At 46.6% G+C, this 24,686-nt stretch carries 21 protein-coding genes and 1 tRNA gene; 5 read left to right on the top strand and 17 right to left on the bottom strand.

The features are described 5' to 3' along the window. Window positions 1-387: 387 nt before the first annotated feature. The 9 genes from QUB24_RS30105 to nadA form a co-directional block, all read right to left on the bottom strand. The gene (locus tag QUB24_RS30105; protein ID WP_333157250.1) at window positions 388-1,158 is read right to left on the bottom strand and encodes a sigma-70 family RNA polymerase sigma factor; all 771 of its coding nucleotides are present in this window, start codon (window positions 1,156-1,158) and stop codon (window positions 388-390) included. 435 nt (window positions 1,159-1,593) lie between these two features. Next, window positions 1,594-2,301, bottom strand: coding sequence for a DUF2996 domain-containing protein (locus tag QUB24_RS30100; RefSeq protein ID WP_333157249.1), 708 nt, complete (start codon window positions 2,299-2,301; stop codon window positions 1,594-1,596). A gap of 183 nt (window positions 2,302-2,484) precedes the next feature. Beyond that, on the bottom strand, window positions 2,485-3,372 hold the full coding sequence (locus QUB24_RS30095; protein WP_333157248.1) for a hypothetical protein: 888 nt from the start codon (window positions 3,370-3,372) through the stop codon (window positions 2,485-2,487). A gap of 138 nt (window positions 3,373-3,510) precedes the next feature. Next, window positions 3,511-4,065, bottom strand: coding sequence for a hypothetical protein (locus QUB24_RS30090; protein ID WP_333157247.1), 555 nt, complete (start codon window positions 4,063-4,065; stop codon window positions 3,511-3,513). A gap of 337 nt (window positions 4,066-4,402) precedes the next feature. Beyond that, the gene (locus QUB24_RS30085) at window positions 4,403-4,519 is read right to left on the bottom strand and encodes a photosystem I reaction center subunit VIII (RefSeq protein WP_333042098.1); all 117 of its coding nucleotides are present in this window, start codon (window positions 4,517-4,519) and stop codon (window positions 4,403-4,405) included. A 57-nt stretch (window positions 4,520-4,576) separates the two neighbouring features. Continuing rightward, a complete protein-coding gene (locus QUB24_RS30080; protein WP_333081456.1) occupies window positions 4,577-5,086 on the bottom strand; it encodes a photosystem I reaction center protein subunit XI in 510 nt (169 codons plus the stop codon). Between the two features lie 114 nt (window positions 5,087-5,200). Then, the gene (locus QUB24_RS30075; RefSeq protein WP_333157246.1) at window positions 5,201-5,917 is read right to left on the bottom strand and encodes a TIGR04283 family arsenosugar biosynthesis glycosyltransferase; all 717 of its coding nucleotides are present in this window, start codon (window positions 5,915-5,917) and stop codon (window positions 5,201-5,203) included. A gap of 426 nt (window positions 5,918-6,343) precedes the next feature. Beyond that, window positions 6,344-6,961, bottom strand: a complete 618-nt coding sequence (locus QUB24_RS30070) for a TIGR04282 family arsenosugar biosynthesis glycosyltransferase (protein ID WP_333157245.1) — start codon at window positions 6,959-6,961, stop codon at window positions 6,344-6,346. Between the two features lie 177 nt (window positions 6,962-7,138). Further along, on the bottom strand, window positions 7,139-8,107 hold the full coding sequence (gene nadA, locus QUB24_RS30065) for a quinolinate synthase NadA (protein ID WP_333157251.1): 969 nt from the start codon (window positions 8,105-8,107) through the stop codon (window positions 7,139-7,141). 346 nt (window positions 8,108-8,453) lie between these two features. Here nadA and QUB24_RS30060 point away from each other — a divergent pair, with 346 nt between their 5' ends. From QUB24_RS30060 to QUB24_RS30040, 5 genes are all read left to right on the top strand, one after another. Next, on the top strand, window positions 8,454-9,968 hold the full coding sequence (locus QUB24_RS30060) for a restriction endonuclease-related protein (RefSeq protein WP_333157244.1): 1,515 nt from the start codon (window positions 8,454-8,456) through the stop codon (window positions 9,966-9,968). Further along, window positions 9,958-13,371 (top strand): pPIWI_RE_Z domain-containing protein, encoded by a 3,414-nt coding sequence (locus tag QUB24_RS30055; RefSeq protein ID WP_333157243.1) that lies wholly within the window; start codon window positions 9,958-9,960, stop codon window positions 13,369-13,371. Before QUB24_RS30060 ends, QUB24_RS30055 begins: the two co-directional genes overlap by 11 nt. 2 nt (window positions 13,372-13,373) lie before the next feature. Then, the gene (locus QUB24_RS30050; protein ID WP_333157242.1) at window positions 13,374-16,751 is read left to right on the top strand and encodes an RNaseH domain-containing protein; all 3,378 of its coding nucleotides are present in this window, start codon (window positions 13,374-13,376) and stop codon (window positions 16,749-16,751) included. Between the two features lie 265 nt (window positions 16,752-17,016). After that, a complete protein-coding gene (locus QUB24_RS30045) occupies window positions 17,017-17,934 on the top strand; it encodes a TIGR04168 family protein (protein ID WP_333157241.1) in 918 nt (305 codons plus the stop codon). Window positions 17,935-17,968: 34 nt separating this feature from the next. Beyond that, window positions 17,969-18,055: transfer RNA gene (locus tag QUB24_RS30040), tRNA-Ser, on the top strand. A 78-nt stretch (window positions 18,056-18,133) separates the two neighbouring features. On the opposite strand, the gene QUB24_RS30035 is transcribed toward QUB24_RS30040, so the two are convergent. From QUB24_RS30035 to QUB24_RS30000, 8 genes are all read right to left on the bottom strand, one after another. Further along, window positions 18,134-18,316, bottom strand: coding sequence for a hypothetical protein (locus QUB24_RS30035; protein WP_333157240.1), 183 nt, complete (start codon window positions 18,314-18,316; stop codon window positions 18,134-18,136). Window positions 18,317-18,438: 122 nt separating this feature from the next. After that, complete coding sequence (locus tag QUB24_RS30030; RefSeq protein WP_333157239.1) at window positions 18,439-18,732, bottom strand: hypothetical protein; 294 nt, start codon at window positions 18,730-18,732, stop codon at window positions 18,439-18,441. Window positions 18,733-18,859: 127 nt separating this feature from the next. After that, a complete protein-coding gene (locus QUB24_RS30025; protein ID WP_333157238.1) occupies window positions 18,860-19,138 on the bottom strand; it encodes a hypothetical protein in 279 nt (92 codons plus the stop codon). Between the two features lie 514 nt (window positions 19,139-19,652). Then, the gene (locus tag QUB24_RS30020) at window positions 19,653-22,601 is read right to left on the bottom strand and encodes a DUF3987 domain-containing protein (RefSeq protein WP_333157237.1); all 2,949 of its coding nucleotides are present in this window, start codon (window positions 22,599-22,601) and stop codon (window positions 19,653-19,655) included. 449 nt (window positions 22,602-23,050) lie between these two features. Continuing rightward, window positions 23,051-23,332: a hypothetical protein gene (locus QUB24_RS30015; RefSeq protein ID WP_333157236.1), complete on the bottom strand. Its 282-nt coding sequence runs from the start codon at window positions 23,330-23,332 to the stop codon at window positions 23,051-23,053. Beyond that, window positions 23,329-23,871 (bottom strand): hypothetical protein, encoded by a 543-nt coding sequence (locus QUB24_RS30010; protein ID WP_333157235.1) that lies wholly within the window; start codon window positions 23,869-23,871, stop codon window positions 23,329-23,331. The genes QUB24_RS30015 and QUB24_RS30010 overlap by 4 nt, the downstream gene beginning before the upstream one ends. Continuing rightward, the gene (locus QUB24_RS30005) at window positions 23,862-24,125 is read right to left on the bottom strand and encodes a hypothetical protein (protein WP_333157234.1); all 264 of its coding nucleotides are present in this window, start codon (window positions 24,123-24,125) and stop codon (window positions 23,862-23,864) included. The genes QUB24_RS30010 and QUB24_RS30005 overlap by 10 nt, the downstream gene beginning before the upstream one ends. Next, window positions 24,126-24,686: hypothetical protein (locus tag QUB24_RS30000; protein WP_333157233.1), on the bottom strand; the 561-nt coding region annotated here is incomplete at its 5' end.

Genomic DNA, 24,686 nt, shown 5'->3' with positions numbered 1-24,686 from the left:
GATGGAATACTTTCCACAGGAAGTTTTACCGTGTCTGACTGAAACTTTTCAGAGGTAATCGAGTTGGTAGCAGCAAAACTGCTTATGGATGTAGATGACCACAGGAGACTTGCCACGAGTGCGATCTGGATTTTGCGGGATGTACTCATTTTTTGTTAAGAAAGATGTAACTAATGCCTGGACTCTAAGCGGTTTTATCTGACCGCTTATTTATTAGTTAGACGTTTTCCCACCCCAATTTGGGAATTTTTCGAGTTACGAGCAAATTTTCTCCCCCAAAATCCCCCCTCAACCCCTATAACCATTGCTCCTCTTACCTTTGAGCCGCTGTAATATCCTCTCAACTTCCCCACAGGCGGGATAAACAACGGCTGACTCAACGCACTTTCATCTCCAGACTAGAAGAGTAGTACAGATGTAGGAATGATGGGGTAAAGTTTCCAGACATAGTACGGTGACTTGATAGCTAATTTCTTCATCCTGGCTTTTTGGGGGAATTAGTGATTCCCAATTGCATTGGGGTTGAGACTTTTCTGGCAAAGGAATTACTAACTTTAAGGCGGGCGAGGAAGAATTTAGAGGAGTATCATCTTCACCGGCCAGATATTTGGTTAAATGCCTTCGCAGAATTCGGCAGGCTTTGCTCACGCATTTGCGGACGTTTTCTTCAGAGAAGAGAAATAGCTTGGCAATATCTTGATAAGATTTATTTTGGTAGTGGTATAAGACAAAAGTCTCGCGGAGTCTGGGAGGCAAGGAGTCAATTTTGTGGTAGATATATGCCTCCAATTCTAGGTTTATAAGATTAGGTTCAGTAAATCCTAAGTTAGAATAAAGTGCTGGATAATCTTCAAGTTTAATCTCGTCTATATTTTCAATTATTAATGTTTCTCGTTTCCGTTTTCGATGCAAATCTATGCAGAAGTTATAGATAATTTTAGTTAACCAAGCTTTAGGACATTTAATTTGACTTCCATAGTTTTGCCATTCTGTCCAGGCTTTAAGCATTGCCTGACTCAATACTTCTTCGGCATCGATTGGGTTTGAGTTCATCCACTTGAGACAGCAATGGGAAAGATAATCTTGGTGCACCTGCCATTCTTGCCAAAAAATTTTATTTTTATTTTCTGTTTCATCCCACAGAATTGATGTAGCCACTGATTGAGAAGATGACCTGATTTTTTGAGTTCTCTGGCTATTGCTTTCCATTTACATTTACAGCAGATTCCACATTTATGAAGTACACCCGCCTATCGTGAGCTTCCCCGTAGGGATACTCCAAGAGCCCAAGGAGTGTCAACTTAAGGTCAAACCCATAGTCCGGCGGGGGTTTCAACCCCCGCCTCAAAGCTAAAGTCCTCTAAAAGAGGACTGAAGAGAAGAATTTTCAACTCATTAGTCCTCTTTGAGAGGACTTTAGCTATTAGACAGGGGTTTCAACCCCTGGCGGACTCCGGGCCCACAGACGAACTTGGCGGGCTTTCAGGCTTAAGTTGACACCAATGGACACTGCCGTGTCCCTACAATTCACAAACCTCGAATACGCTGTATTTCAGCTTACACGGCTCCTCCTCTTCTTATCCCGAACTCCGGTTAATTAAGACTCAGCCATTTTTGAGCGTTAAGTCGCTGGACGACGCCAAACACCATGAGGTCTAGTGTTACCTTGCGCTCATCTATCAAAAAAGGCTCTAAAGTGCTGGTTTTGGTCTTATTTTCCGCGCAGGAAAATGCTCTTTGACTTTGAATATTTTCTTGAGGAAAATACAGGTTAAATTGGCGCTCTCCTTCTTGGAATTTACCAATTACCTGCCAGCAATCCCCGGCGGAACTCATGCCAAAAACGGGGAATTTTTGCTTGGTAAAACTCACCTCTAAATCCTTAACGCCCTGCTTAGTCAAAGCAGTTTGCAAAGCGGGCAAATAATCTTGTTGAATAAATTCCGCAAAGGGCTTGTCTTCAACAGCAGGTGCTTTTTCCTTTTTAGCTTTAGCTGGGGGCTTGTCGCCTTCGGCCTTGGCTGCGGGCTTTTTAGCAGTCGGCTCAGGCTTGTCAGTGCTGGGAAAGTCGCTTGTCTCGGCTGTATCGGAACTCGGAGCGTGCTCGATCGAAGCACTGGGAGTTTCCGATTCGCCAGCGGTAGGATTTTTCGGTTCTTTGGGCTTTTTAGCAGCCGGCTGAGGCTTGTCAGTGCTGGGAAAGTCGGTTGTCTCGGCTGTGTCGGAACTTGGGGCGTTCTCGATCGAAGCACTGGGAGTTTCCGATTCGCCAGCGGTAGGATTTTTCGGTTCTTCTGACATTAACGCTTCCTGTTAAAAGTGATTCGGTAAGGAGTTGGGAGTTGAGCAAGCGGGCGATCGACTTTCTTGATCGCACACATTTTATCGAAAACCAACCTGAGAGAATGGCTAGTCAAAAAAATTTGAACAGAAAACACTCTCACAGGGCGATCGCCCGCCAATATCACAACTCCTTTGGTTATTCTAAATCTCAGCGACAGCTCGTTCAATCAAACGGCGGGCGAGAGTTTGAACACCGGTGTGTTCGTAATAGTTGGTAGTCATGTCGAGGAATGCGCCCACGTAGTCTACCTTGTCAGCAGAAATATCTACAAAATTCTGCAAGTGGCCGAGTACGTTTTGGGGAGTCAAACCTCGATCGCTCACAAAAGAGCTCATCCAGCCAGAAACCGAGTTAAAGCTTTCGCCGATAAAGCCGAGTTGGCCTGCGGGAGAGCCGCCAGGAATCATGCCGCCGATCGACTTAAAGGCCGAATTATCTTGCAAATCGTTCGGGGAGAGCCTCTGAATCCAAGATTGAGTTGCCATGATAAAGTCTGGGCCCAGGGGAATCAAACCGTCAAAGCAAACCAAAGCAGCCATCCGCATCAGGGATTCGCCGCCGTAGTCGCCCAAGGAAGCGGCAAAATCGCCGATGCTGTCGCCGGGAAGACCGTTGATTTGGCAAAAAGCGAGCAATTCAGTGACTAACTTCAAAGAAAGGTCGATCGTTTGAGCTTTTTCCGGCTTGGGAGTGAGATTGCCGAGCATGGACAAAAACGGCACATTTTGGGAGACTTTGTTAGCGAGGGCGGCAGTGCCCAAAGCCTTGTCGGCACTGTCGATCGTTTGGTAGAGCCAGAGAGCGCGCTGGTAGCCCTCTGATTTATCGTTGTAGAGGTAGATGGCCCGCTCGCCAATTTGCTGGATCAAATCTTCGTCTGTTTCGCCAGTAACGGTGCGAATGGTATTTTCAAAGCCAACTAAATTGTTCCACTCACCGGGAACCACAAAGTCAAGCGCTCGGAGGGCTTTGACAGTCATGTTGTCTTGAGGCAGTGTATCGACTAATTCAAAGACTGTTTTGCTCACAAAAAACTCCTTATGCTGGAACGAAAATCAAAGGTATTACTTTTGGCAGATGGCAAGAACTTCACAGTCTTCTTATGGCAGACTTAGTTCTGATAGCGCCAGACTGGAGTCGGGCGCGGAGTGTGACAAGAGACATTGCTACTTGACGCGGGCGAGGCCGCCGAGGTTAAATTTTGACAGCCAAGCTTCGCGATCGCTAGCGGTAAAAGAGGGACTGCGCGATTGAACTTTCACCTGATAGCGATTTGCCACTAAAACAGCGGTAGCATCAGCACCCTGATTAACGGCGGGATAGCCACTGATTTGCTTGGTACTTTGCTTAAATTTTGCACCTGCGCTGGGGTTGCCGGCGATGTCGTTAATAGAGAGCACGGCGACATTTTTACCGCCTTTGTTCAATTTAGCTTGAGCAAAACCGGATTTTTCTTGAGCAAAAACGCGATCGAATCCACCGCCAGAAGCCGGGAAGTATTTATTTAACTTACCGCCTGCAACTGCCTTTTTGGGCAGGTTTTGATTACTAGCAGTTGATTTGTCAGCATTTGTCTGCTGTGCTTTACCAGGTTTTTGGGTGCTTTCCTCCTGGGCTTTGTCCCAGCGTGATGGGGCTTGGGTTTGGCCGCAGGCGGTCACCAGCAGCAGTACCGAGATCAGGAATGGAGCTAAGATGCGGCGTGCGGGGAAAAATTGCATCGCTGTCTCCTCATTAGTAGGTTTCCATAACAATTGTGGCTTAGAATTTGGCAATTTGTGTGCTCTGAGCGGATGATTTGTCTTCTTTGTAAAAAAATCCTCTGCCTGCAGGCGGAGGATTTTTTTGCAATTATGAGTTTTGAAGGAAGAAAACTGAAAGATTGCTCCACAGATAAATTCTGGGGATGGGGGAAAAGAAACTAAGTTTTCTGATAGCAAGCAATCTCAAAACAATTTGTGCTGATTTTCCCTAGATTTATCTAGAAATTTCACAGCAATTGTTGATCAATCGTCTTACTTCGGCTTTCCAACTTAGGTCTTACTTTAGGGGTAAGGATCAGGCGTCGCTTTCAATGTAGATAAACAACAAACCCATTACCACCACCGGCATCACCCAGGTAATTAGGGGAATCAAAATCCAAGGCAAGAAAGAGGCAGCGTAAGAACCTGTCATATCAAATTCTCCAAACTAAAGTTAGTGTGTTCCAACAGGGATATGTGGGAGTCGAGTCTAATTGTTGACTAAACCCCGGAAAATGGCATCAACGCCGTTAAAGTTTTCGAGTAAGAAGTAGGCAACAAAGACACCACCCATTCCACCAATGAAGAAACCACCGGTAAACTGGCTCCACCCTTCAGCATTTCTGAGGGCATCAGGGGTCATGGGATTAGCGCTAGGGTAGCTGGTGTTGTCTTGTTTGAAAGAGACTAAACCGTAAGCAGACATACCTAGTGTGCCAAGCAGAACTAAGACGAGGGCTGTATATAATCCTCCGAGATTAGCTGCTTCTGGATAATCCCGCAGGGGTCCGAAGACGATTTCGGGGCCGACGAGGAAATAACCGTGTGCCAAACCAATTTCTAGGCCTCGAATTAGGGGCGAGAGTCCTTTGCGGTAGACGGGCAAGTTCCCAATGAATGCTTTTGTGAAATCAGAAGCACTGATGGGAGTTGCGAGATGACCCGTGAAGGGGTCGCCGTTAAAGGGTTTAATCAGCTCTGCATCTCTGGGATCGGCCATATTCTCTTTTTCCTCGCTGTGCGTAAAAGTTGAGGCGTTCAAGTCATATTTTACGCAGGGACGTGTTTCCTATTTGCATAATTGGCAGCGAGCTTTAGAAAAGTTCACTATTCTTTAGTTTTTGGAAGAATTTTTCTTTTGCCTCTTATACCAGAAAGCGAGTCGATCGGGCGACACTCCCAGGAAATAAGCGATGATTACTATTTGATTGATGGCGGTGGTTTTGATGATCCCAAGCTGCTGCCAGCGGCGGGCGGATGTCAGCACAGGGTGGGGTACTATTTCGATGCGGCCTTGTTTTTTCAATCGGCGCACGAATTCAAAGTCTTCCATCAGGGGCAAGTCGGGAAAACCGCCAATTTTGTCAAAAGTAGCTGCGTTGAGGAAAATGGCTTGATCGCCGTAGGGCATTTGCAGAAAGTTCGATCGCCAGTTTACCCCTGTTTCTACCAGTCGGAGGCTGAGACTGGGGGCGTCAATCAGGAGTTGAAAGGCCCCCGCTACAGCAGACGGGTTAGCTAGTACCCGACGCGCGCAAGAGTCGTACCCGCGAGGCAACAGAGTGTCTGCGTGGAGAAAAAGCAATATCTCTCCTGTAGCTGCGGCGGCACCTGCATTCATTTGGGTGGCGCGGCCTGGGGCAGTGCAGATAACTCGCACGCCCAAAGATTTTGCTATATCTGTAGTACCATCGCTGCTGCAGCCGTCGGCGACAATTATTTCGACATTTGTGGCATTTGCGGCGGTGGAGATGACTGGGGCAATTGTAGATGCTTCGTTTAAGACTGGAATGATAATAGAAATTTTGAGATTGGGATTTTCTGGCGACATACAGAATTAAGCACCCCGTGACAGAGGGCGGGTTTTGTACAAAGTTTATCTGTTATGCGAACCCATTTTTTACGCCTGGATAGCCCCTACATAGGGACTTAACCAGGGAGAGCGATTTTGTACAAAGCTTATATGTTAGTTGCTCATTTCTTACGCCGCCGGGAGCGCGCCTACATTGGGCTTTCATCTGGCAGGGCGGATTTCCTACAAAGCTGAGCTGGTAGTTGCTAATTTATTTGCTAATTTTGGGTTTTTTCTCGCGCCTGGGACTATTGTCCCAAGCGCTGTCTAACTGCTACTGAGATTCAGCATTTGGTTAGACAAATACAATTACTATATTATGACGTTCTGGTTTCACAATCAAGTAGTTTTCTCTAATTATATATGACAATTTCTAATACTTAAAATAGATTAAATATATTTTATTTATTTCAACATATTAATATCTAAACCGAGGAGATCTTCGGGTCGATCGATATCTGCAAGAGTGGGAAGATAAGCAATATTGAGATCGAGATTTTGGGCGATCGCCCGCGTACAAGCAAATACTTCACTGGTTCCCCAGTGAATGCCACCGAATAATTCCGGTATCGATCGCCGCAGCCCGATCAGATAATAACCTCCGTCTTTTGCCGGGCCCAAAACTAAATCGTGCTGGCTCAATTCCTCAAAAGCTTGTGCCATGATTTCTGCTTTCAAACCTGGACAATCAGTGCCGATAATTGCTGTTTTCTCAACCCCTGAATTAAAAGAGTTTTGAAACGCTGCTGTCATTCTTGCGCCCAAATCGCCCTCTCTTTGATTTTGACAAATAATATCACTTCCCAGCCACTCTTGCATCAGTTGTTGGCTGCCGCCGGCTCGGTGAATTTCTACCGATAATCGGCGGGATTTTTGGAGAGAGAGAGCGCAGGCGATCGTTCGTTGGGCCATCAAGCGGTGAAGGTTGGCAGCACCTGCTTTTCCCAGCACCGGAATAAGTCGAGTTTTGGTTGTTCCCGGTTCGGGATAGCGGGTGAAAACAATCAGTTTTTCGGACATCATTTATCGTTGTTTATGAGTTTTAAAGGCAGAAACCGCAGACGCGCACACGAAGAGAAGAGAAAGAGTGGACAACTGATTCACAGATTGCCGATCGATGTTGGTGGGTTAGGCGATGGCTTAATTTAATCCTCGCGCCCAACCCAGCATACAAGGTATTTACTGAAAAATAGCCAGCGGTTAGCTCATTTCTAGCATTCGTTGGATGGGCTGCAAGGCTGCTAGTTGAATATTTAGGGGCATGGTAATTTCAGGGGTTTGATTTTTCATAGCTAGATACAATTTTTCCAAGGTATTTAATCTCATGTGCGGGCATTCGTTGCAAGCACAACTATTATTGTTGGGAGGAGCGGGAATAAAGCGTTTGTACGGAGCTTGCTTTTGCATTTGGTGAATGATTCCCGGTTCAGTCGCGACAATAAAAGCTTGGCTGGAACTAGCTTGAGAATATTTGAGCAAAGCGGTGGTGGAGCCGATGTAATTAGCGTGGCGCAGCACGGGAGGTTCGCATTCTGGGTGGGCAATTATTTCGGCTTCGGGATTTTCGATTTTGAGTTGAACTATCTTTTTTTCTGAGAAGTTTTCGTGGACGATGCAGGCTCCTTGCCAGATTTCCATGTTTCTGCCGGTTTGTTCCATGACGTAGCGGCCGAGATTGCGATCGGGCCCAAAAATTATCGGCTGATTTTCGGGAATTTGGTTGACAATTTTAACCGCGTTAGAACTGGTGCAAATTATATCGCTCATTGCCTTAATGGCGGCGGTACAATTAATGTAGGAAATTACTAAATGTCCTGGTCGATCGGCTTTGAAAGCTGCAAAGGCTTCGGGAGGGCAACTGTCGGCGAGGGAACACCCAGCATTTAAGTCGGGCAACAATACTAATTTGTCGGGATTGAGAATTTTTGCGGTTTCGGCCATGAAATGAACTCCGGCAAAAACTATGACATCGGCGCTGGTGTTGGCGGCTTTGCGGGCAAGTTCTAGGGAGTCGCCAATGAAGTCTGCGATGTCTTGAATCTCGGAGTCTTGGTAATAGTGGGCGAGAATGACGGCGTTTAACTCTTGTTTGAGGGCGTTAATGGCTGCAAACAAGTCGTGGGGCAGTCGGGTTTGAGTAAAGTTCGGAGCAGGTGCGGTGGTAAACACAGTTAGAATATTCCGGGGAAGGTGGGGGGTTGACTCAAGTGTATTTTGAATTATAGTTGAATTCACCAAAAATGGTGGTAAGCGGCTGGTTGGGCTAGAGGTAGCAAATTTGCGATAGGTTAACCGACTGACTGGCAGTGGCAGGGAGATTTTTCCCTCCCAGAGTGGACTCAACTAAGTTTTTACCAGACGGGGTAATTTGAATGAAAGCTTTACCCCGCAAGACATTCACAGGTAAATGACAACCTTTACTCACGAGTATTTTGAGTAGCCTCTATTGACATAATTATTTTACATCGTTTAATGTAATCTACAGGTGATGTAAATATGTTGATTCCATACATCTATGTACTTTGAGGACAATCGCCAGTGGCAGGGAACTGCTGAGTTTCTGACAAAAGAACTACAACGACGGATTGAGCAGCTTGGGCTATCTGTGGAACCACCAGCCTTAAGAACTGTGCGATCGTGGAGATCCAAGCAACTCCTGTCACAGCCGAAAGGTCAAGAATTTCGGTTTCGGCAGATTTTAGAAGGACTGGGAACAGCACTTTTGCTCAAGAAAGGCTGGACACTGGCCGCGATCGCTCAAGTTTTACCCTCATTCCCGGACGCAACTTTGGAGCAACAAATTCTTGCCGAGGCTGATGGTCAAGACCCAAGCTGGTTGCCACAAATGCAAACAACGACATTGCCATTACCCACAGGACACGCCAGCACGATCGATCTGGCTGAAGATACTGTTATATTGCTGGCCCAGGGAATTCTGCGACAATACACAAGAATTCTCAATCGAGACATCGTTCGCCAAGACGATGATAGTATGCCATCGGAACTTTATCGGGCTATGTGCAAGTTGGGCAGGCTGTATATCGAATCCGGACAAAGCGATCGCGCGGCTTGCGTGCATACCGTTTTGGAACGTGCTAGATATCCCCTCGATAAGTGGGACTTAGATATTTTTTGTCACGCCGATTTTGACTCTGGTCAAGTAATTCTCATCGATCCAGACTTGCGAGTGCCAACCTCAGATTGTGCAGTAATTGCCAACAGTAAAGGTACTTTTGGCGAAGATAATATCATCGAACACCGCCTGTACCAACGGTTGCGCGAGGCAACTGAACGATTGGGGATTCGCCGCCAGCACAAAGCTTATACGGCTTTGCGATCGCTATTTGGCAGCCGATCGCTCATCGGAGAACACCAACTCTTAGAGTATTTACGTGACAACGATTTAACCCCTTTACAGGGAATGATTGTTGACACCTTTTTTGATAGCGTGCCGGATGTCTGGTTAATTGACGGACACGCTCATCGCTGCGCGTATTGCGGTACGCTGATGCGCCCCTATCCCAATAAAGAACTTTTTCCCGATGGGCGATGTCCGATTCGCCAATGCCTCGGTCACAACTCCTCAACAGCAAAAGTTTCGGAGAAATTAGACCCAAACCAAGACCGATTGCTGATTGCCCAACCGCAAATTTTAACCTATTGGACTGGGCCGGCGATCGACGAATTAGCAATTTTTAAGGCCGCCATAAAAAACGGACTAGATGCCGAACTTTACCCAGAATCAGACCTATGCGATGTAGCAATTAACGGTCGCAATATCGGCATTGATGCTAAGTCATACACCAGTCCTGTCTCCCTTGCTTTGCGCCTCAACCGCACTGGCATCGGAGGGCTGAAGCACTACCGCCGCCGCATCATTGCCGTCAGCGACCAATTAATTGAGGAGCGGCCAGATTACCTCTCTACTTTCCAGTCAGCGCTCGATAAAAAAGGCGATCCTGCTACTCTCGAAATTCTGTCTGTTTCACAAGTCATACAGTTGTTAAAGGCTATCAAATATGAGAATTAAACCGGATTTCTGGACGGGAATAGATCGCATTTGCTGGCTGTGTGTCTTGATGGCAGAATTTATTGAGACTAATTCCCTAGAATATGCCCCTTTAACGATATCGGGAATGGCGAGTATCATCAATGCACCCGCGTTGACAAAAGCCCGCCAAGCCATTTTCAATATGCGCCTGATGTCGCTGGCTTACGTGACAGAACAGTCAGTGAAACACGCCGTTGCTATTTATAACGATCGCCACTACCGCAACAAAACTCAAGGAACCTATAAAATTAACTTAGAAACACTTCACTTTGAACGCACAGACCCCCTAGAAGACCCTTTAATTGCCAAAGCGCGTCAAATTCTGGGCCAGCCTTTGGCACACCAATTTTACAGCGCCACCTTTGCCGATCCCCGCCAGCCAATGGCCGTGGCTTTAGGTGAAGAAACAACAGCCGCGAGAGTGCCAATTGGGCCGATCGCAGCCCCACTTGCGCCGCGCCGCACCCATTCCCTCGTTCGCTTGCCGAAAGCAAAAATCCGCATTCCCCTTTCGGAACTGTACGAGTTAGCAGTTGAGATGGATGAACGCGAAGCAAATCACCCTGAAAAAAGACGGGGTAGCTGGGTACAACGGTTTGAACATTTTGCACTTAAGGTGCCAGAAATTGGTAAGGGTTTGCGGGAAGAAACAGTCATCGAATTAGAAGGCATTAAGCACTTAATTGGACTGCCTGGATCGGGCAAAACAACTTTGCTCGTATTAATAGCTGTGTGGTTGGGAAAACGGGGTTATAAAGCGATGTTTGTGTTTCCCTCTATTGAAGTTGCCAGACAGTACATGGCAGAACTGGCATTTCATGAAATTAAAGTGGGAATGCTAGTCGGTCAAAGCGATGGAACTCGCCGCCGACACGCTAACAATATTGCCGAGGCGATCGCAGCATCAGGGGGAAATGGCGGCTTTGCCTATAGTTTGGAACAGGCAGAAGTTTTTGGCTTAAATTGCGTCTTACCTGCGTTTTCTACTGCTGATACTTCGATGTGGGGATTTGGTTATGCACCCTGCAAGGAAATTTTACAAAGCGGTGGCAAAAAAGGGCAGATGAAAAAGTATCTTTGTCCGGTTTGGACGATGTGCGGCCGCCACAAAGCACCCCGCGATTTGCTAGATGCCGATATTTGGGTCGGCCACGTTCTTTCAATGGATACTGAAGTTCCACCTCATGCTATTCGCGATCGCATTCGTTATTTTGAATTAATTGCCCGGACATTTGATGTCGTAGTTTTTGACGAAGCAGATATGGTGCAATCAAATCTGGATGCTTACGGTGCAGCAACTTTAAAACTTTCGGGGGCGAAAGAATCTATCCATTTAGCCATTCAAGAGCAAATTCACAATCCTTTTGCTCGCGGAGAAAACTATCGATTGTTCGACCGCAATGTAGAACTTTACAGCCGCAATTTATCGGAATTTGGCGATCGCAATACATCATTAATTACTGCCGTTCAAAATATGCCCTCATCGCGAGTGAGACCACGCTACGAGAATCAGTTATTAACCGTTCTGAGAATTGTCAGCGATTTGTTGGATGGCTATGAGAAAACTTCTAAACGCGATGTCCTTGACGAGGTAGAAGTCAAACAGGGATTTAGCAAAAGTCGAGCCTTAACTCAATTCTGGGAAACAGCAGCTTACCATGCTTTTTACGATCGCACGGGTATCGAAGCCCACGATCGCCTCAACCTGGATTTCTGCGCTCAAAGCCTGGGAATCAACCCCGACACCCTCAAACAGCAGTGGGAAACTCAGATTCTTTATTTTCGCCGTTATTTAGCGGAGAATCTGATCGAACGGCGCGACAAAATTGTCAAAGAAATTGCCGAATTGTTTTTGCCTTTGTGTTTTAAGGATGGCACTGCATCAGGCGAAGCTCAGGATACGATTACCTTACTTGTTTGCGTTACTTTCGTGATTTTAGGCTATCAGCGGATCGTACCGCAAACTAGAACAATGGTAGCAGAAGGACTGATTCGGGAACCGATTGTCGAATCAACGGCAACACCGGAACTGCGACAACTGATTCCTGAGAATATTTTAGGGTCTTTTTCTGGGGTAAAATACAGTTTCCAATCGGCACAAACTACTCGAAGTCAAGCCCAAAATGTGGAACTGTCTTATATTATTTTTGTGGGCGCGCCTCGGATGTTAATGCACCGTTTTCATCAGTTATTTGAGGCAGATGGCGAACGGTCGGGGCTGGCAGTTTTAATGACTTCAGCTACCTCATTTCTCGAAGCAAGTCCTGCTTATCACATTAACTCTGGGCCGGATTATCTGCTCAAACCGCGCCAAACAGAACGGGAGCCCAAAAAGAGCTTTTACCGCTTCAAATGGCTGCCCGATCGCGAATCGCGCGATGAACCTCTCCGATATAGCGGTGCAGGCGAACTGCGCGATCGCAATTTAGAAAAAATGGTAGACGCGCTGGTACGCGGAGGAAACCAGAAATCTGAAATTTACAAATCCATCCGCAACTTTGACCTGCAAAAGGGTATTTACCGCAAAGCGGCCTTAATTGTTAACAGCTACGAACAAGCTCGCACCATTAAGAAATTTATCAACGATTACCATCCAGAAATCGGCAAACGAACCAAAGCAGTTGTTAATCTCCTCAAACACGGAGAGCAACCAACTGATTTCGTTACCACTGCCCAGTGCGAGGCTTTAGGAGATGATGAAACTTGCGATATTATCATTTTTCCAATGTTGGCAATCGGTAGAGGTGTGAATATTGTTTTCACTAAAGGCATCAGGAAACTCGATGCAGCTATTGGTACAATTTATTTCCTCACCCGTCCCCATCCCACGACTGACGATACGCAACTGTTGTACAGCCTAGCCGGAAAAGCTACCCAAGAATTTGACAGTCGAGTTTTTACTGAAGCAGAACACTTGCCAGCAATTTCTAATGCTTGGAAAAAGTCGAGAAAACAACTCTGGAAAACGGCGAACCGGCTGTTGCGCGAACCTCTCATGGCTAGCCGTTTGGGTGAAGATTTATTTAAACCGTTTACGGCAAATCAGATGGTGGGAATTTTGCAAACTATCGGGCGCGGGATGCGAAATGGGTGTCCGGTACAAGTTTACTTTGTCGATGCAGCTTGGGCTATTAAATCCACTGAAGATAAACCAGACTCCGGGCGGGACAGTATGCTTGTTCAGATGCGAATTATTTTAGAAGAATGCCTCAAGCATCCCGATCCAGTGATTCGAGAAATTTATCAAGAACTTTACGGTGCATTTCTCGATCCCCTGCGGCGCATTGATGGCGTAGTTTACCCGCCAAGTTTACGGAATTCAGAAGGTTTGACAGAGGAAGAAGACGATTTTGATGATTTTTCACCTTTATTGGAGATGTAACCATGAACGACGGAATTTTTGACAAAATTGAATCTGATGATGACGGCGAAGCAAAGGAAACTACTATTATTGGAGATGCAACCATGAACGACGAAATTTTTGACGAAATCGAATCCGATGATGACGAAGAAACTGAAGCGACTGTGCTTTCAGACACCCTTTACATTCCTCTCGGCAAGCCCAAAAGTCTGAAAGAGATTCCCCTAGCTTTTACCGTGCCAGATAACATCGAGCCAGTAACAGTCAAAGGCTTGACGCTAGGTTGGACAAAAGCTGCTTTGCATGAGCTTTCGACCCTCCAAAAAGCTGCTTGCAAGGGCGATTCAGCTAGTAAAAATCTCCCTTATTCCTCGCTGCTAGGTTTGTTAGAAGTAGGACTGGACAGTGCAGCGCGGATTCAGTCAAATGTAGGTTTGAGTCTGTTTTCGTTGAATTCCAAAAGTGTAAAAGAGCCTGAACCATTTGCTTACTTAAATTCCGAAAGTACACAAGATATCCAGAAAGCGTTACGCCCCATTATCAACGAGTGGATAACAAATTTCCTAAAACCTTTTGCTGAAAAAGAAGATGGGCTATTGGAAGTTATCGACCGTTTGGAAGATTTGCACGATCGAAAGGAGTTGTTAACAATTACTCCGTCTGAGTCTCAAGTTTTACCTTGGAAATGGAATCAAAATACAGGAACTACAAAACACAGCAACAATTATGATTATCGCGTGTTAGTTGATTATGCAGCTCGTGCGATCGCGGGAAAAGAGATTTTTCAGGGGCTAGGAACAATGAAGCGGGTTATCTCTAGCGGCGGGCGTCTCACAACTGGAACGGCAGAATTGATTACCGATCCCATTACTGTATCCGAAAACGCAGGAAAATTCAGTCTGGTGGTACGTTTAGAAGTCGTAACCTATCCTTCTTTGCACCAACCTTTATTGAAGATAGATGTTTCCAAGCGCCGCTGGTTAAGTGAATTAAAACCTGCAAGTTATAACTCAGCAAATATTAGTGGTTTTGTCTTTTCTGTTGACTACAGCGATCGCGCATTTCGCTACACGGTGCTTTCCGATTCCGAAAAACCGGAGAAAAATCAACCGGACAAAAAGAAAAATTGGTTTTGGGCGATCGATAAAGACTTTGAAGCATTGCGTGGCAAGCTCAAACTCCCGATGAAAACGCCTGACGGTCAAAATATTGATGGTTCTCAAATTGTATTGGGTAAAGCTTCAACAGAACGCTGTCAAGTTGTGTTAACTTACCGCAACGGACTGCAAGAAGGAAAACACGGAATTGACGCAGGCGTACCGGAGATTGATAAGTTAGAAGCTTTTGAAAAGATTGCTGAAATTCTGAACCTGCTCGGCTTCAAACCTTTCGATAATTACTCGGAAGTAAAAATCAAAGGCACAAGTCACACAAAAGACGATACAGCCTCGCGCATGATTAATTTTCCTACTCTGTTAGGTGCTGCTTTAGAAATCCTTGAAAAAGGTGACTGTCCTGATTTTACTCCCAAATACTTGGAAAAATTTAAGGAAAGCTTGAAGGACGATCCATTAAACAGCTTGCTGGCTAAACATCTCGATATGAAGTTAGAGAAAATTTGGGGTGGTAGAAAAACCCTAAAATTTCACTCTAAGTGTCTCAACCAGACTGATGAACTTAAGGCGATGATTCAGGCAAACCAGGAAGCTATGCGCCGACTATATGCTAATGAAAAACTGTTACTTGTTATCTTTTACGAAGAACAATGTCAAACCGAATTGAAACTGCTGCAAGCGATAATTCGCCTTCTCTGGGGTGGCGCGATCGAACTCATGGCTAATCGTTTGCCAGCAAATACTCACGGGCCGAAAGAGTCATTGCCAGGTGCAAATTTGAAAGCAAAAGAGCGATCGCGTCACCGCATAGAAGCCTGGGAGTCTATCGTCCAACAACTTGCTTTACGCAAACAGCGAACTTTTTGCCTCGTAATGGCACGGGAATGGTATCCAGACAATAAACATGACGATTCGGTGAATAAACCCTCATCCCGTCAAGCACTGGCTACAATCGCCGGTTCTTGCGTGCAGTTTCTGCTACCGATTGAAAAAACTAAGGAGAAAGAACTTCTCCAACTTGGTGATTTTTCCCATCGAGTACAAGCTGCTCTAAAAGACTTACTTTCTGCTCATTCTGGCCGCATTGATGATGTCAAGGAAAAGGTTGACAAATGGCTCAAAGACACTCCTGTAGCAGCTAGACCAAAAGAAATTATCGGAATTACGATCGTTCGCAAACAGAAAGGTCGCGCTCGCGGTTTTATTGACAACACATTTTTGCCAGTTGCTATGCGCCTCAAGGTGGAAACAGGTGAATGCGAACTGTGCTGTGCCTATGAGAAGGGTAATAATTTACAAATCAGCCCTTGGAGCAAGTTTTCTGATGAGATCGCCTTTATTTCCCAAATCTCTCCCGTGAAACTGGCTGACAAACAAGAAGCGCGCCAGATTCGTTTCATGAAATTTGTCAAGCAGATTATTTCCAATTCTGTAGATGAAGGGAATCAACCATTAGTGATGATTGATTCTTCTAACTGCGCGCAACTTTGGCCTTGGCTCGCCGATGTTAGAATGAATGCAAATCAAATTAACCTCGGTCAGCAGTACGAGCAGATGCAAGATGAGTGGAAAGGTGCGCGGATAATTCGGATTCGTCAAGATATCGCCCCTGGAATTATCGATAAAAAAGTCCGACATTTAACAGAGACTTCTCTGGAAGATACCCGGACAAAAGAAGAACTGACTTCAACCTGGGAAATTCCCTCTGCATCGAGTGCAATGAAGTTATTTCGGCTTGTTACAAGCAATCAAAAGAGCGAAATCAGTGAAACAGGTTGTGTTGCTTACCTGTCTGTTGGGCGCAAAACACTTCATCAAGAATCACGCGGCCAAAGTTGCTATCACCCGACAGAAAGCCCTATTGCTGTAAAGAATATTGCTGAAGAAGTGGTGATTTTTGCATTTAGTTTCCTCGCGCAAAGCGGGTTATATCAAATGGCATCACTGCTTGTGCACTACTTTCTTGCAAAAGTTGCTGACGGTTTCAACAACAAAGTTTTAAATAAAGCTGGATTGGAAGTCCACAAAATTGAAACCCGTCCGCCTTTCACGGGACAATTCCCAACTCCAAATCCTCTGGAAATTGTTGTTACCTTGCGACAGGAAAAAGATGATTGCGATCGCCTTGCTGCACTGGTAGAATCCCTACGGTATAGTTTCGGCCACTACAGCGATTGGTCGAGCTTACCAGCTCCTCTGTTTTTTGAGCGAGTTGTGCGAGACTATATCAGCGAATTTGCAATTGAAGATGAGCAAATGGAGGCGGAACCAGAGTTAGAGGAATAATTCAGTCTAGGGTTGCTGTCCCTACTCGGTTGAGTGTTAGGGCGTTGCAGTCGGTAATTAACGGGCTTAACTTCAGGGCAATCGCCTCCAATGTCAATGGGGAGAGAGGATTTTTGCGCTTAGGAGTAAAAGATGAAGAAAGTGGAGCAAATCTCACATCTCAAATCTAAAATCCAAAATATGCTGCGGGAGAGTGCAAAAATTGGTCGCTGTTTCTTATGCTGAGTAAGAAGGGGCTAGGGATCGATCGCACATAACAAATGAAATGAATAAAGCTAAATCAATCAAAATTGCGGTGGTGGGGGACGTTCACGATCGCTGGGAACCTGAAGACGGCGAGGCGCTGAAGCATCTGGGCGTTGATTTGGTGCTGTTTGTGGGGGATTTTGGGAATGAGTCGGTGGAGGTGGTGCGGGCGATCGCCCAATTGGACATTCCGAAAGCAGCGGTTTTTGGGAACCACGACGCTTGGTACACGGCGACGGAGTGGGGCCGCAGTCAGTGCCCTTACGATCGCACTCAAGAAAATTGGGTAAAACAGCAGTTAGATTTAATGGGGGAAGCTCACGTCGGTTACGGGAAACGGGATTTTCCAGAATTGGGCGTAACTGTGGTAGGAAGCCGGCCGTTTACTTGGGGGGGATCGGAGTGGAAGTACGGGGATTTTTACTCGGAGTGGTTTGGGGTGGAGAGTTTTGAGGAGTCGGCGCGGCGCATTGCAGAAGCTGCGGCTGAGGCGGACTGCGAAAATGTGATTTTTTTGGGTCACACGGGCCCGACGGGGTTAGGAGAGGCTCCTGAAGACCCCTGCGGGCGAGATTGGAAGCCACTGGGAGGGGATTGGGGCGACCCGGATTTTGCCGAGGCGATCGATCAAACTCGTACCACAGGGAAGCACATACCTCTGGTAACTTTTGGTCATATGCACCACAAACTGCGGCACAAGAAGCACGAGTTGCGGAAGTCGCTGGAGGTGAGTGCGGAGGGTACGGTGTATTTGAATGCCGCCAGCGTACCGCGAATTGTGGAGAGAGAGTGCTCGAAATTGCGGAATTTCTCGATCGTCCTGCTGGAAAATGGAGCAGTGTCGGAAGTGTCTCTGGTATGGGTAGGCGAAGATTTCGGGGTAGAAAGAGAACAAATTCTTTATCGGCGCGCTGAATCTGCGGCTATTTGTAGTTAGAGACATTTGCTGGTATGATAAAATTTATGCGCCAGGAGAGGTGGCAGAGTGGTCGAATGCGCTCGGCTTGAAACCGAGTGTGGCAGTGATGTCACCGTGGGTTCAAATCCCACCCTCTCCGTTTAACAATTCTCTTGCCTGTTAAGGGTTTCAGGTTAATTGCATAACAAGAAAAACCGTTTTCCGCTCAACTTTCGCGCTAATGGTTTTCTAATATCTCCAAAACTGCCTCCATATCTGCCAAGTTTGCGCTGGACTTTTTGCGCCGCGCTTTCAACTGATTGAGCAAGTCGGCTGGCTCTGGAAAATCTGCGACGGTCGGAACCAAGTTTTTAATTTCCTCCCGATCGCGCAGCGCTTCCTTGAGCTCTTGCTCCAACATCTGCACCTTCAGTCCTAAGTCACCATTGCGCTCATGCAACTGGTTCAGTTCTTTATCCCATTCTGCAAGTTGCTTGTTGGCCGCTTTCAGTTCCTGCCTGAGTGATTCATCGTTGCCATCACTCAGGCACTCAATTTTCCCAAGCGTTCTTCAATCCCTGCTAATTTAGCCGCTAGCAAAGTGTCTAGCTTACTGTCTAGCAAGCTGTCTAGCACTGGCTCAATGTCCGAAATTTCGGACACTTGTGTTTGAGGTTGGGTTGTCGGCGCTGATACTGCCTGGTTGGCAGCTTGCTCTAAAGTTCGCACTACCCAAGCATTAACACTCAATCCCTCTGCTGCTGCTACTTCCTTAATGGTTTCGAGCAATTCCCGCTTGCCATCCAATCTCAAATTAAGCTGTACTCTGTCTGTCATGTCTAGTACCTGTCTAGTGATTGTCTAGTTAAATGCTAGTACCTGTCTAGTATTTGTCTAGTAGTTATCTAGTGGTTGTCTAGTTAAATGCTAGTATCTGTCTAGTATTTGTCTAGTCGTTGTCTAGTTAGTTAACACCGAGTTGTTCCAGACGTTCTTCAATGGCGGCTATTCGTTGAATTAATGGGGCAATGCGATCGGATATCAGCAGGTCTACACTTTTGGCGGCCACTGTAGACACGAGATTAGTGTCACTCTCTGTAGCCACCGCTGTAGACGTGCCTGAAACTTCCTTAAGAATGCGTTGTGCAGCCTGACTAACCGACTCACCGTCTAGCTTCTGAGCTTCTATCCAGTTCAGGAAGTGACCAGAAGCCCTAAACGATACGACTTGACTTTGACTCATTGTAGACACCTATATACAGTATTTGTCTACAGTAACTGATATCTGTCTACAGTGTCAACATATTGTAGACAAAACTTGTAGACACGAAAATCCCCCAATTAAGGGGGATGAGATTGAGCCGTTAGTCAGCGGCTTCCAAGTCCTTGGGGTCAAGCCATGTAGTAAAACTTCCGTCGGGCTTTACGCAAGTAATCTCGCCGTATTTACTAATTTCATCCACCAACTCTAGACCCGCTAATTGTTCAAGGAAGTCTCTCTAACATCTTGTTGAGTAACGCCGGAGCGATATTCTCACGTACCCACTCTGGGTCTTCCCACTGAGAAGGGTAATATTCACCCTTCTTACGCTTTACGGCTATTGCTTGCCGAACAAGCTCAAAGGCCGCTTCTGTCGCGACACAGAAGTCGTTTGACTCATTAAGTTTGTTTTTGTGTTTTTTGGTCATCGCTTGCTTCAATCAAGTCCTCTTAACAGTCTGCCTACAACTAGCGCAACTGATACCAACACCATGTGTCATATTTTCATCAACGTAGTGCTGGCGATGTCAAAAGTAGCAAAGTCCATATTCCGCACCCGTTTGTCGAAATCTACCGTCACATCATTGCCCCGAACCTTGATTACCGTACCTTTAACGCCTTCATAGAAAGAACCACCGTCATAGGCAACAACAACCCGATCGCCTTCCTTAAACACTTTGTGTTTATTGGGGGTAGGCACTGGTTTAGCGACTTCTGTAGTACAGCTCATCATTGAGGACTGAGAGGCTTTAGGAGAAGGCGTAAAAGTGTCCCCAATGTCCCCATTAGAGCTCAATTCTATATTTGGCATGGTTTTGGGATTGGGGACAGGGGTGTCCCCAATGTGTCCCCAATTGTCCCCATTAGATTGACTTGATGGGGACACTGTGTCACTTAATGGGGGTATTGGGGACATAGTGGGGACAGGGGTGTCCCCATCTGTAACGCTTGCGGTGTCTAGCTTGTAGCCCATTGGGGACATTGGGGACACATAAGTAAGAGAGAATAAAATACTTCGCCCTTTACTTGTAACCTCTCCATAATTCATGGCTACTAATTCCGCGAACCATTCTTGAATTTCTTGATTTGACTTTCGGTGCTTTCCGTTGAATGTCTTGCTTACTTCGCGAACTGATACCGCGCCACCATTGCGTTCTGCCAGCGAGATGATTTTTGCGAGATTACTTTCAAGTGCATCAGGACTGGAAACCTCAATATTTATGCTCAAAGCTTGCTGTGTCGTGTACTCAACCCACTTGATAGCAGCAGCAACTTGACAAGCAGGAATCTTGGAGGAAACCTCAATCCCCATGTGTGCAGCGTAAATACAGTGCAGGATGGTTGCGACGCGGCCAACTTTCTCAGCTGCCTTACCTAACATCGCCCGCATCCCTTGTTTGGGATGATTTAACCGGAGTCGCTGGCAGTGGTTGTAATAGTCCACAAACAACTTTCGGGCTTCCTCATCTAGCTCGAATTGCATCATCGGGATAGCATCCACCCTTTCGTAGAGCGCTTGCAGCATCGGGTTGATGTCAATCTTTGACACCCCTAAAGTTATCTGGGTTAAGGCTGGTGGCTGCTGCACAAAGTCAAATCGGGCAAAGGTTCCGTTATCGTCACTGCCATCTCCCAGAAAGGGTTCTAAGACCTTGGGCTGGATGTTTCCGTAAATAGAAAGAGAGACAGCACCGACGTTGACGGTAGTGCCGGCTGCACGTGCCACTACAGCACCGTTACCGCTCCAACACTCCAATAAGTCCTCTTTGTCACTTCCCTTACCACTGCGGTACTGGTTAGCTGATTTGAAAAATCCTGCAAGCTCATCGCAGAGCCACAGTATCCCTTGACTGGGATTCCGGCCTACCATCCCCGCTATCCCCTCCCATGTAGCTTTAGTGATGTAGGGGATTGTCTCTACAGGGGCATCAGGCGCGGGGCCCTTGTCCTTATCCTTGCTGTTTTTCCATTGTTCGAGCTCCTCTTTATAGGCTTTTTCTTGGGCATTGAACTTCTCCTGATTCTTTTGCCGCATTGCTGCTAGCGGGTCTGTAATCATGGCATTCAGTACCGGAGTCTTCATCTGGCTTGACTCAGCGATTAGAGCTCCGAAGTAGCCAAAAGTCCGACACCGATACCTGTTCCATTCCTCCACAAGCATTGTGCTGCTGCCATTTTTCAAGAATCTTGAGACACCAGAAATCAGTGCCAGTGCGTAGCATTCAGGCTTGAGGTTCATGCGTCGCGCTACTTCTTCGATCGGGTCTGCTAAAGATGCGGGGAAAATTTCTGAGAGTTTGACGCTGGCAGACTTGGAGGCTAGTAGTTGTTCAATTCCGATTCTCGTGTCTTCCTTGTTGGCTTCTTGTTCAGCCTCTAGTTCGAGTTCGCGGTAAATTTTCCAGACATCGGCAGAGTTGAGACGGTACTTTTGGGCGAGCTCGGAGATTTTAAGCTGTAGCTGAGATTTTTTCAGGTCAGACTCTAGCAGTTCTTCAATCTCTCTCCCTAGCTCGGAGATGTGGGGAACTTGAAACTTTTCAGGACGGACAACTTTTGCCCCTAACTGGGGGGAAGTTTCAAAAACCTTCTTCTCTCCGATCGCGGCCTTTACTTGACTTGCTGAAAGTTTTTCGTGGTCAATCCAATCAAAAATATCGAGCCCGCCTTTCTCTGGTAAATTCTCCCAAGCTTTGCTTTCAGGGAATGGGTAGAGCCACATAGCATCGGGAAAGTGTTCGGCCACCTTGTCAGCGTGTTCAATTCCCTTTTTGTCTCGGTCAGGGACTATGACAATCAGCTTTGCTCCTTGCAAGTCCCCAGAGTCGGTAAGTGTGAATTTACCGCCCCCGCCGATATTGGTAGTCGCAGCTAGCCCAAGCTTCCACAGTAAGTCAGCGCAAGGTTCACCCTCGACAAGGTAAATGGTTTCATTATTTGCGATCGCCTTTCTGATTTCGGCATAGCGGTAAACCGGGATGCTGGCACGGGCAAATTTGTTTAAATCCTTATCTGTGCCTAGCCCGTACAGCCATTGTTTTTTATCTTTATCCCAGCGTTGTTGCTTGATTTTCTTGTTGCCTTCGCCATCGTCAACCCGTTCTACACGTGCCAAAGGGGAGCCATTGCGATCGGGATAGTCCCAGTGGCGAATACCTTTGGGTCGGATATCTTTGGTAGTTTTTTCTTTGAAGACGTACACACCGCAGCGGTTATCAGAAGTTGTGCCGTCAAAGTGCCACAGGTCGGGCTGTTGAGTTTTGCTGTGGTCAAAGTTTTGATGGCAGAGAACCATCTTTTTGTCGTGGCTAATGCGGCAGTCGCGGTCTTTTGTACGTCCACAGACCGGGCAAGGATTAGACTTGCTGCTGCTGACAAGATTTCCGCGAACACTTGAAACTTGACTGTCCATCGGAGTAGAATTGTTGTTGTACTTGTCGTACATAAATTTGGCTCGCCCCAAGACGAGTTGAATGTGGATAGATGCAAAAGCCGTTCTTTCAGGTCGCCAAAACTAGAGAGGGACGGTTTTTGCTGTGTGTATTTGTTGATTTTTTGAGCAATTAACAGGATTGGCGACGCGCTCGTGTCGCCCAACCCCGATTGCACATTAGAGGATTAGGGAAATAATTGGCCCCAGGCTACTGTTGCTATCTGACGGCATCTCTCTCACCTGTAGGCATAAGCGCTTCCCTTAATCCCTTTTTCTCAGCCGCAGAGCTAGGTTGACTTCACTTCGGATAAGCGCGCATTCTCATTATAGGAGTCTTGCGCCTTGACACAAACCAAAAACGTAAAAAATACGAACCGGAAACGTAAAAAAACTCACTCGTCGGGTTTAAAGGTAAAAGCACTAGACGAACGAGTCAGAACAAGGGTTTCAGCGCCGCTACGTCAGAGGGATTTTGCTGTACCCTGACCCCCCAGAACCGCATCCCACGGTCGAGGTTGTGGTTCCCCCGGTGTTGGCGAGGCTGCTACCCCAAGCTGAGGTAATTGCAATTCGTTGAGATAATAAGCGTACTGATTGTCCTCCCCCCGCTGCGGGTAAAACTTGCCGTTAGTTTTCCAGAAGAAATCTTTACCTCGCAAAACCGCCAATACTAACTCTATTTCTGACTTGGTACCAGTCAATCTTAGGGCTGCTGTTGTTGGGATGTTTGGCAGTCTGTTCATTCCTTTTCCCCATCAAACTGATTGAGTAAATCTTGCAGTTTCACCTTGCCTTCTGAAAATTTACGGCCTCCCATTTTGAGTACATTCTCAACAATCCAAGTCACAGACTTACCCGCTTCCATTGACTTACAAACTTCCAAGTATATAGGGTAATCAGGAGAGTCGGAAGCGGAAGCAGTTTCCTGTAAGTCGCTGCTGTATATAGCTTCCAGCGCTTGCCGAGAAGCTTCCACGTCAGCCCCAGGGGAAGTCAGGATAAGCTCAGCTTCCTGCTGTCTTTGTTGTTGGGAAACATAGACGCTCGTGCCGATTTCATCCTCTATATCTGCCTTAATAGCTCTCAGTTTCAGTTCCTCAATTTCTCCCTCGTCAGCTAATTGGCGGGCGATATTGCCAGCGGTAACAGCACAAGCAATTGCAGCGCACAAACTGACACCTTGCAGTGCTTTGTGAGTGTCTAGCTTTTTGTCTAGTGCTGCTAGTGGAGTCAGCCACAACACGACAGAGGACGCGCTCAAAACGAACAGTTTTAGCTGCATAGAAACACCCCCAAACCAATCAGCAGCATCGCCAAACCGCCGATTAAAAGCGCTTGTAAGTCAGCCACTGAAATCTTAATCAACTTACTCAGGGAGTAGTCGAGCAACCAGCTTAACCCCCAAGCAATCGCCATCGCTGCTAACAAGAATAAAACCGCTTTCATTGCCATTGGATGCAGACTCGCTATCCACCCCAGAAGGGAGAAAGCGACGCATCCAGCAAGGAAGTAATTTGCCAAATACATCGCTTTCATTTAGTTAGTCCCTCCCGTCAGCTTGGCTTTAATCGCATCAATCCGAGTCCTGGCATCGCTGTCAGCCTTATCAATCCCTAAACCCAGTCGGGCATAACCGGGACGCAAGCTGTGCAAGTGCTTAGCTAGTCGAGTGTCTGAGCGTTTTTTCCCCAGTTCGTTATCGGCGACAACACCCTCATATTTGCGGTGTTCTTTATGAACTGTTTTGTCTGCAACTTCAATTTTTCCTAGTGCTTTGTAAGCGCGTTTAGACTGTTTTGCACCGTCTGTTTTCTCTTTTGCCAAGTCCTTCATTGCGTCCGCTTCTTCTTTAGTAAAGTAGCGCGGTGCTGGCACAACTGGAACACTACGAACTGAGTCAAAGTTACCAGGATTTAGCGGTGTGATGACGCTTGCATCAGTGCTTGCCAGAACTTTTGATTTGTCAATAGCGTGTCCGCCGTCGTTGCTGGCAGTAAGTTTTCCAGCATCAGAATTGCCACCAAAAAGGCGTAGTTGTAAGCTCATAATTTTGTCCCGATTTGAATGTTGATGCGAACTGGGGAGGGAAATAAATTC

Origin of the sequence: Microcoleus sp. B9-D4, assembly GCF_036705105.1 — a bacterium.
Classification (GTDB): Bacteria; Cyanobacteriota; Cyanobacteriia; order Cyanobacteriales; family Microcoleaceae; genus Microcoleus.
The sequence above is the reverse complement of the archived record's forward strand: the minus strand, read 5'-3'. Positions and strand labels throughout refer to the sequence as shown.

Excerpts from the sequence above, each read along its gene's own strand:
- QUB24_RS30100 (WP_333157249.1), bottom strand. The coding sequence starts at position 2,301 with ATGTCAGAAGAACCGAAAAATCCTACCGCTGGCGAATCGGAAACTCCC.
- QUB24_RS30090 (WP_333157247.1), bottom strand. The coding sequence starts at position 4,065 with ATGCAATTTTTCCCCGCACGCCGCATCTTAGCTCCATTCCTGATCTCG.
- QUB24_RS30085 (WP_333042098.1), bottom strand. The coding sequence starts at position 4,519 with ATGACAGGTTCTTACGCTGCCTCTTTCTTGCCTTGGATTTTGATTCCC.
- QUB24_RS30080 (WP_333081456.1), bottom strand. The coding sequence starts at position 5,086 with ATGGCCGATCCCAGAGATGCAGAGCTGATTAAACCCTTTAACGGCGAC.
- QUB24_RS30075 (WP_333157246.1), bottom strand. The coding sequence starts at position 5,917 with ATGTCGCCAGAAAATCCCAATCTCAAAATTTCTATTATCATTCCAGTC.
- QUB24_RS30070 (WP_333157245.1), bottom strand. The coding sequence starts at position 6,961 with ATGATGTCCGAAAAACTGATTGTTTTCACCCGCTATCCCGAACCGGGA.
- QUB24_RS30060 (WP_333157244.1), top strand. The coding sequence starts at position 8,454 with ATGTACTTTGAGGACAATCGCCAGTGGCAGGGAACTGCTGAGTTTCTG.
- QUB24_RS30055 (WP_333157243.1), top strand. The coding sequence starts at position 9,958 with ATGAGAATTAAACCGGATTTCTGGACGGGAATAGATCGCATTTGCTGG.
- QUB24_RS30050 (WP_333157242.1), top strand. The coding sequence starts at position 13,374 with ATGAACGACGGAATTTTTGACAAAATTGAATCTGATGATGACGGCGAA.
- QUB24_RS30045 (WP_333157241.1), top strand. The coding sequence starts at position 17,017 with ATGAATAAAGCTAAATCAATCAAAATTGCGGTGGTGGGGGACGTTCAC.
- QUB24_RS30035 (WP_333157240.1), bottom strand. The coding sequence starts at position 18,316 with ATGTTGGAGCAAGAGCTCAAGGAAGCGCTGCGCGATCGGGAGGAAATT.
- QUB24_RS30030 (WP_333157239.1), bottom strand. The coding sequence starts at position 18,732 with ATGACAGACAGAGTACAGCTTAATTTGAGATTGGATGGCAAGCGGGAA.
- QUB24_RS30025 (WP_333157238.1), bottom strand. The coding sequence starts at position 19,138 with ATGAGTCAAAGTCAAGTCGTATCGTTTAGGGCTTCTGGTCACTTCCTG.
- QUB24_RS30020 (WP_333157237.1), bottom strand. The coding sequence starts at position 22,601 with ATGTACGACAAGTACAACAACAATTCTACTCCGATGGACAGTCAAGTT.
- QUB24_RS30015 (WP_333157236.1), bottom strand. The coding sequence starts at position 23,332 with ATGAACAGACTGCCAAACATCCCAACAACAGCAGCCCTAAGATTGACT.
- QUB24_RS30010 (WP_333157235.1), bottom strand. The coding sequence starts at position 23,871 with ATGCAGCTAAAACTGTTCGTTTTGAGCGCGTCCTCTGTCGTGTTGTGG.
- QUB24_RS30005 (WP_333157234.1), bottom strand. The coding sequence starts at position 24,125 with ATGAAAGCGATGTATTTGGCAAATTACTTCCTTGCTGGATGCGTCGCT.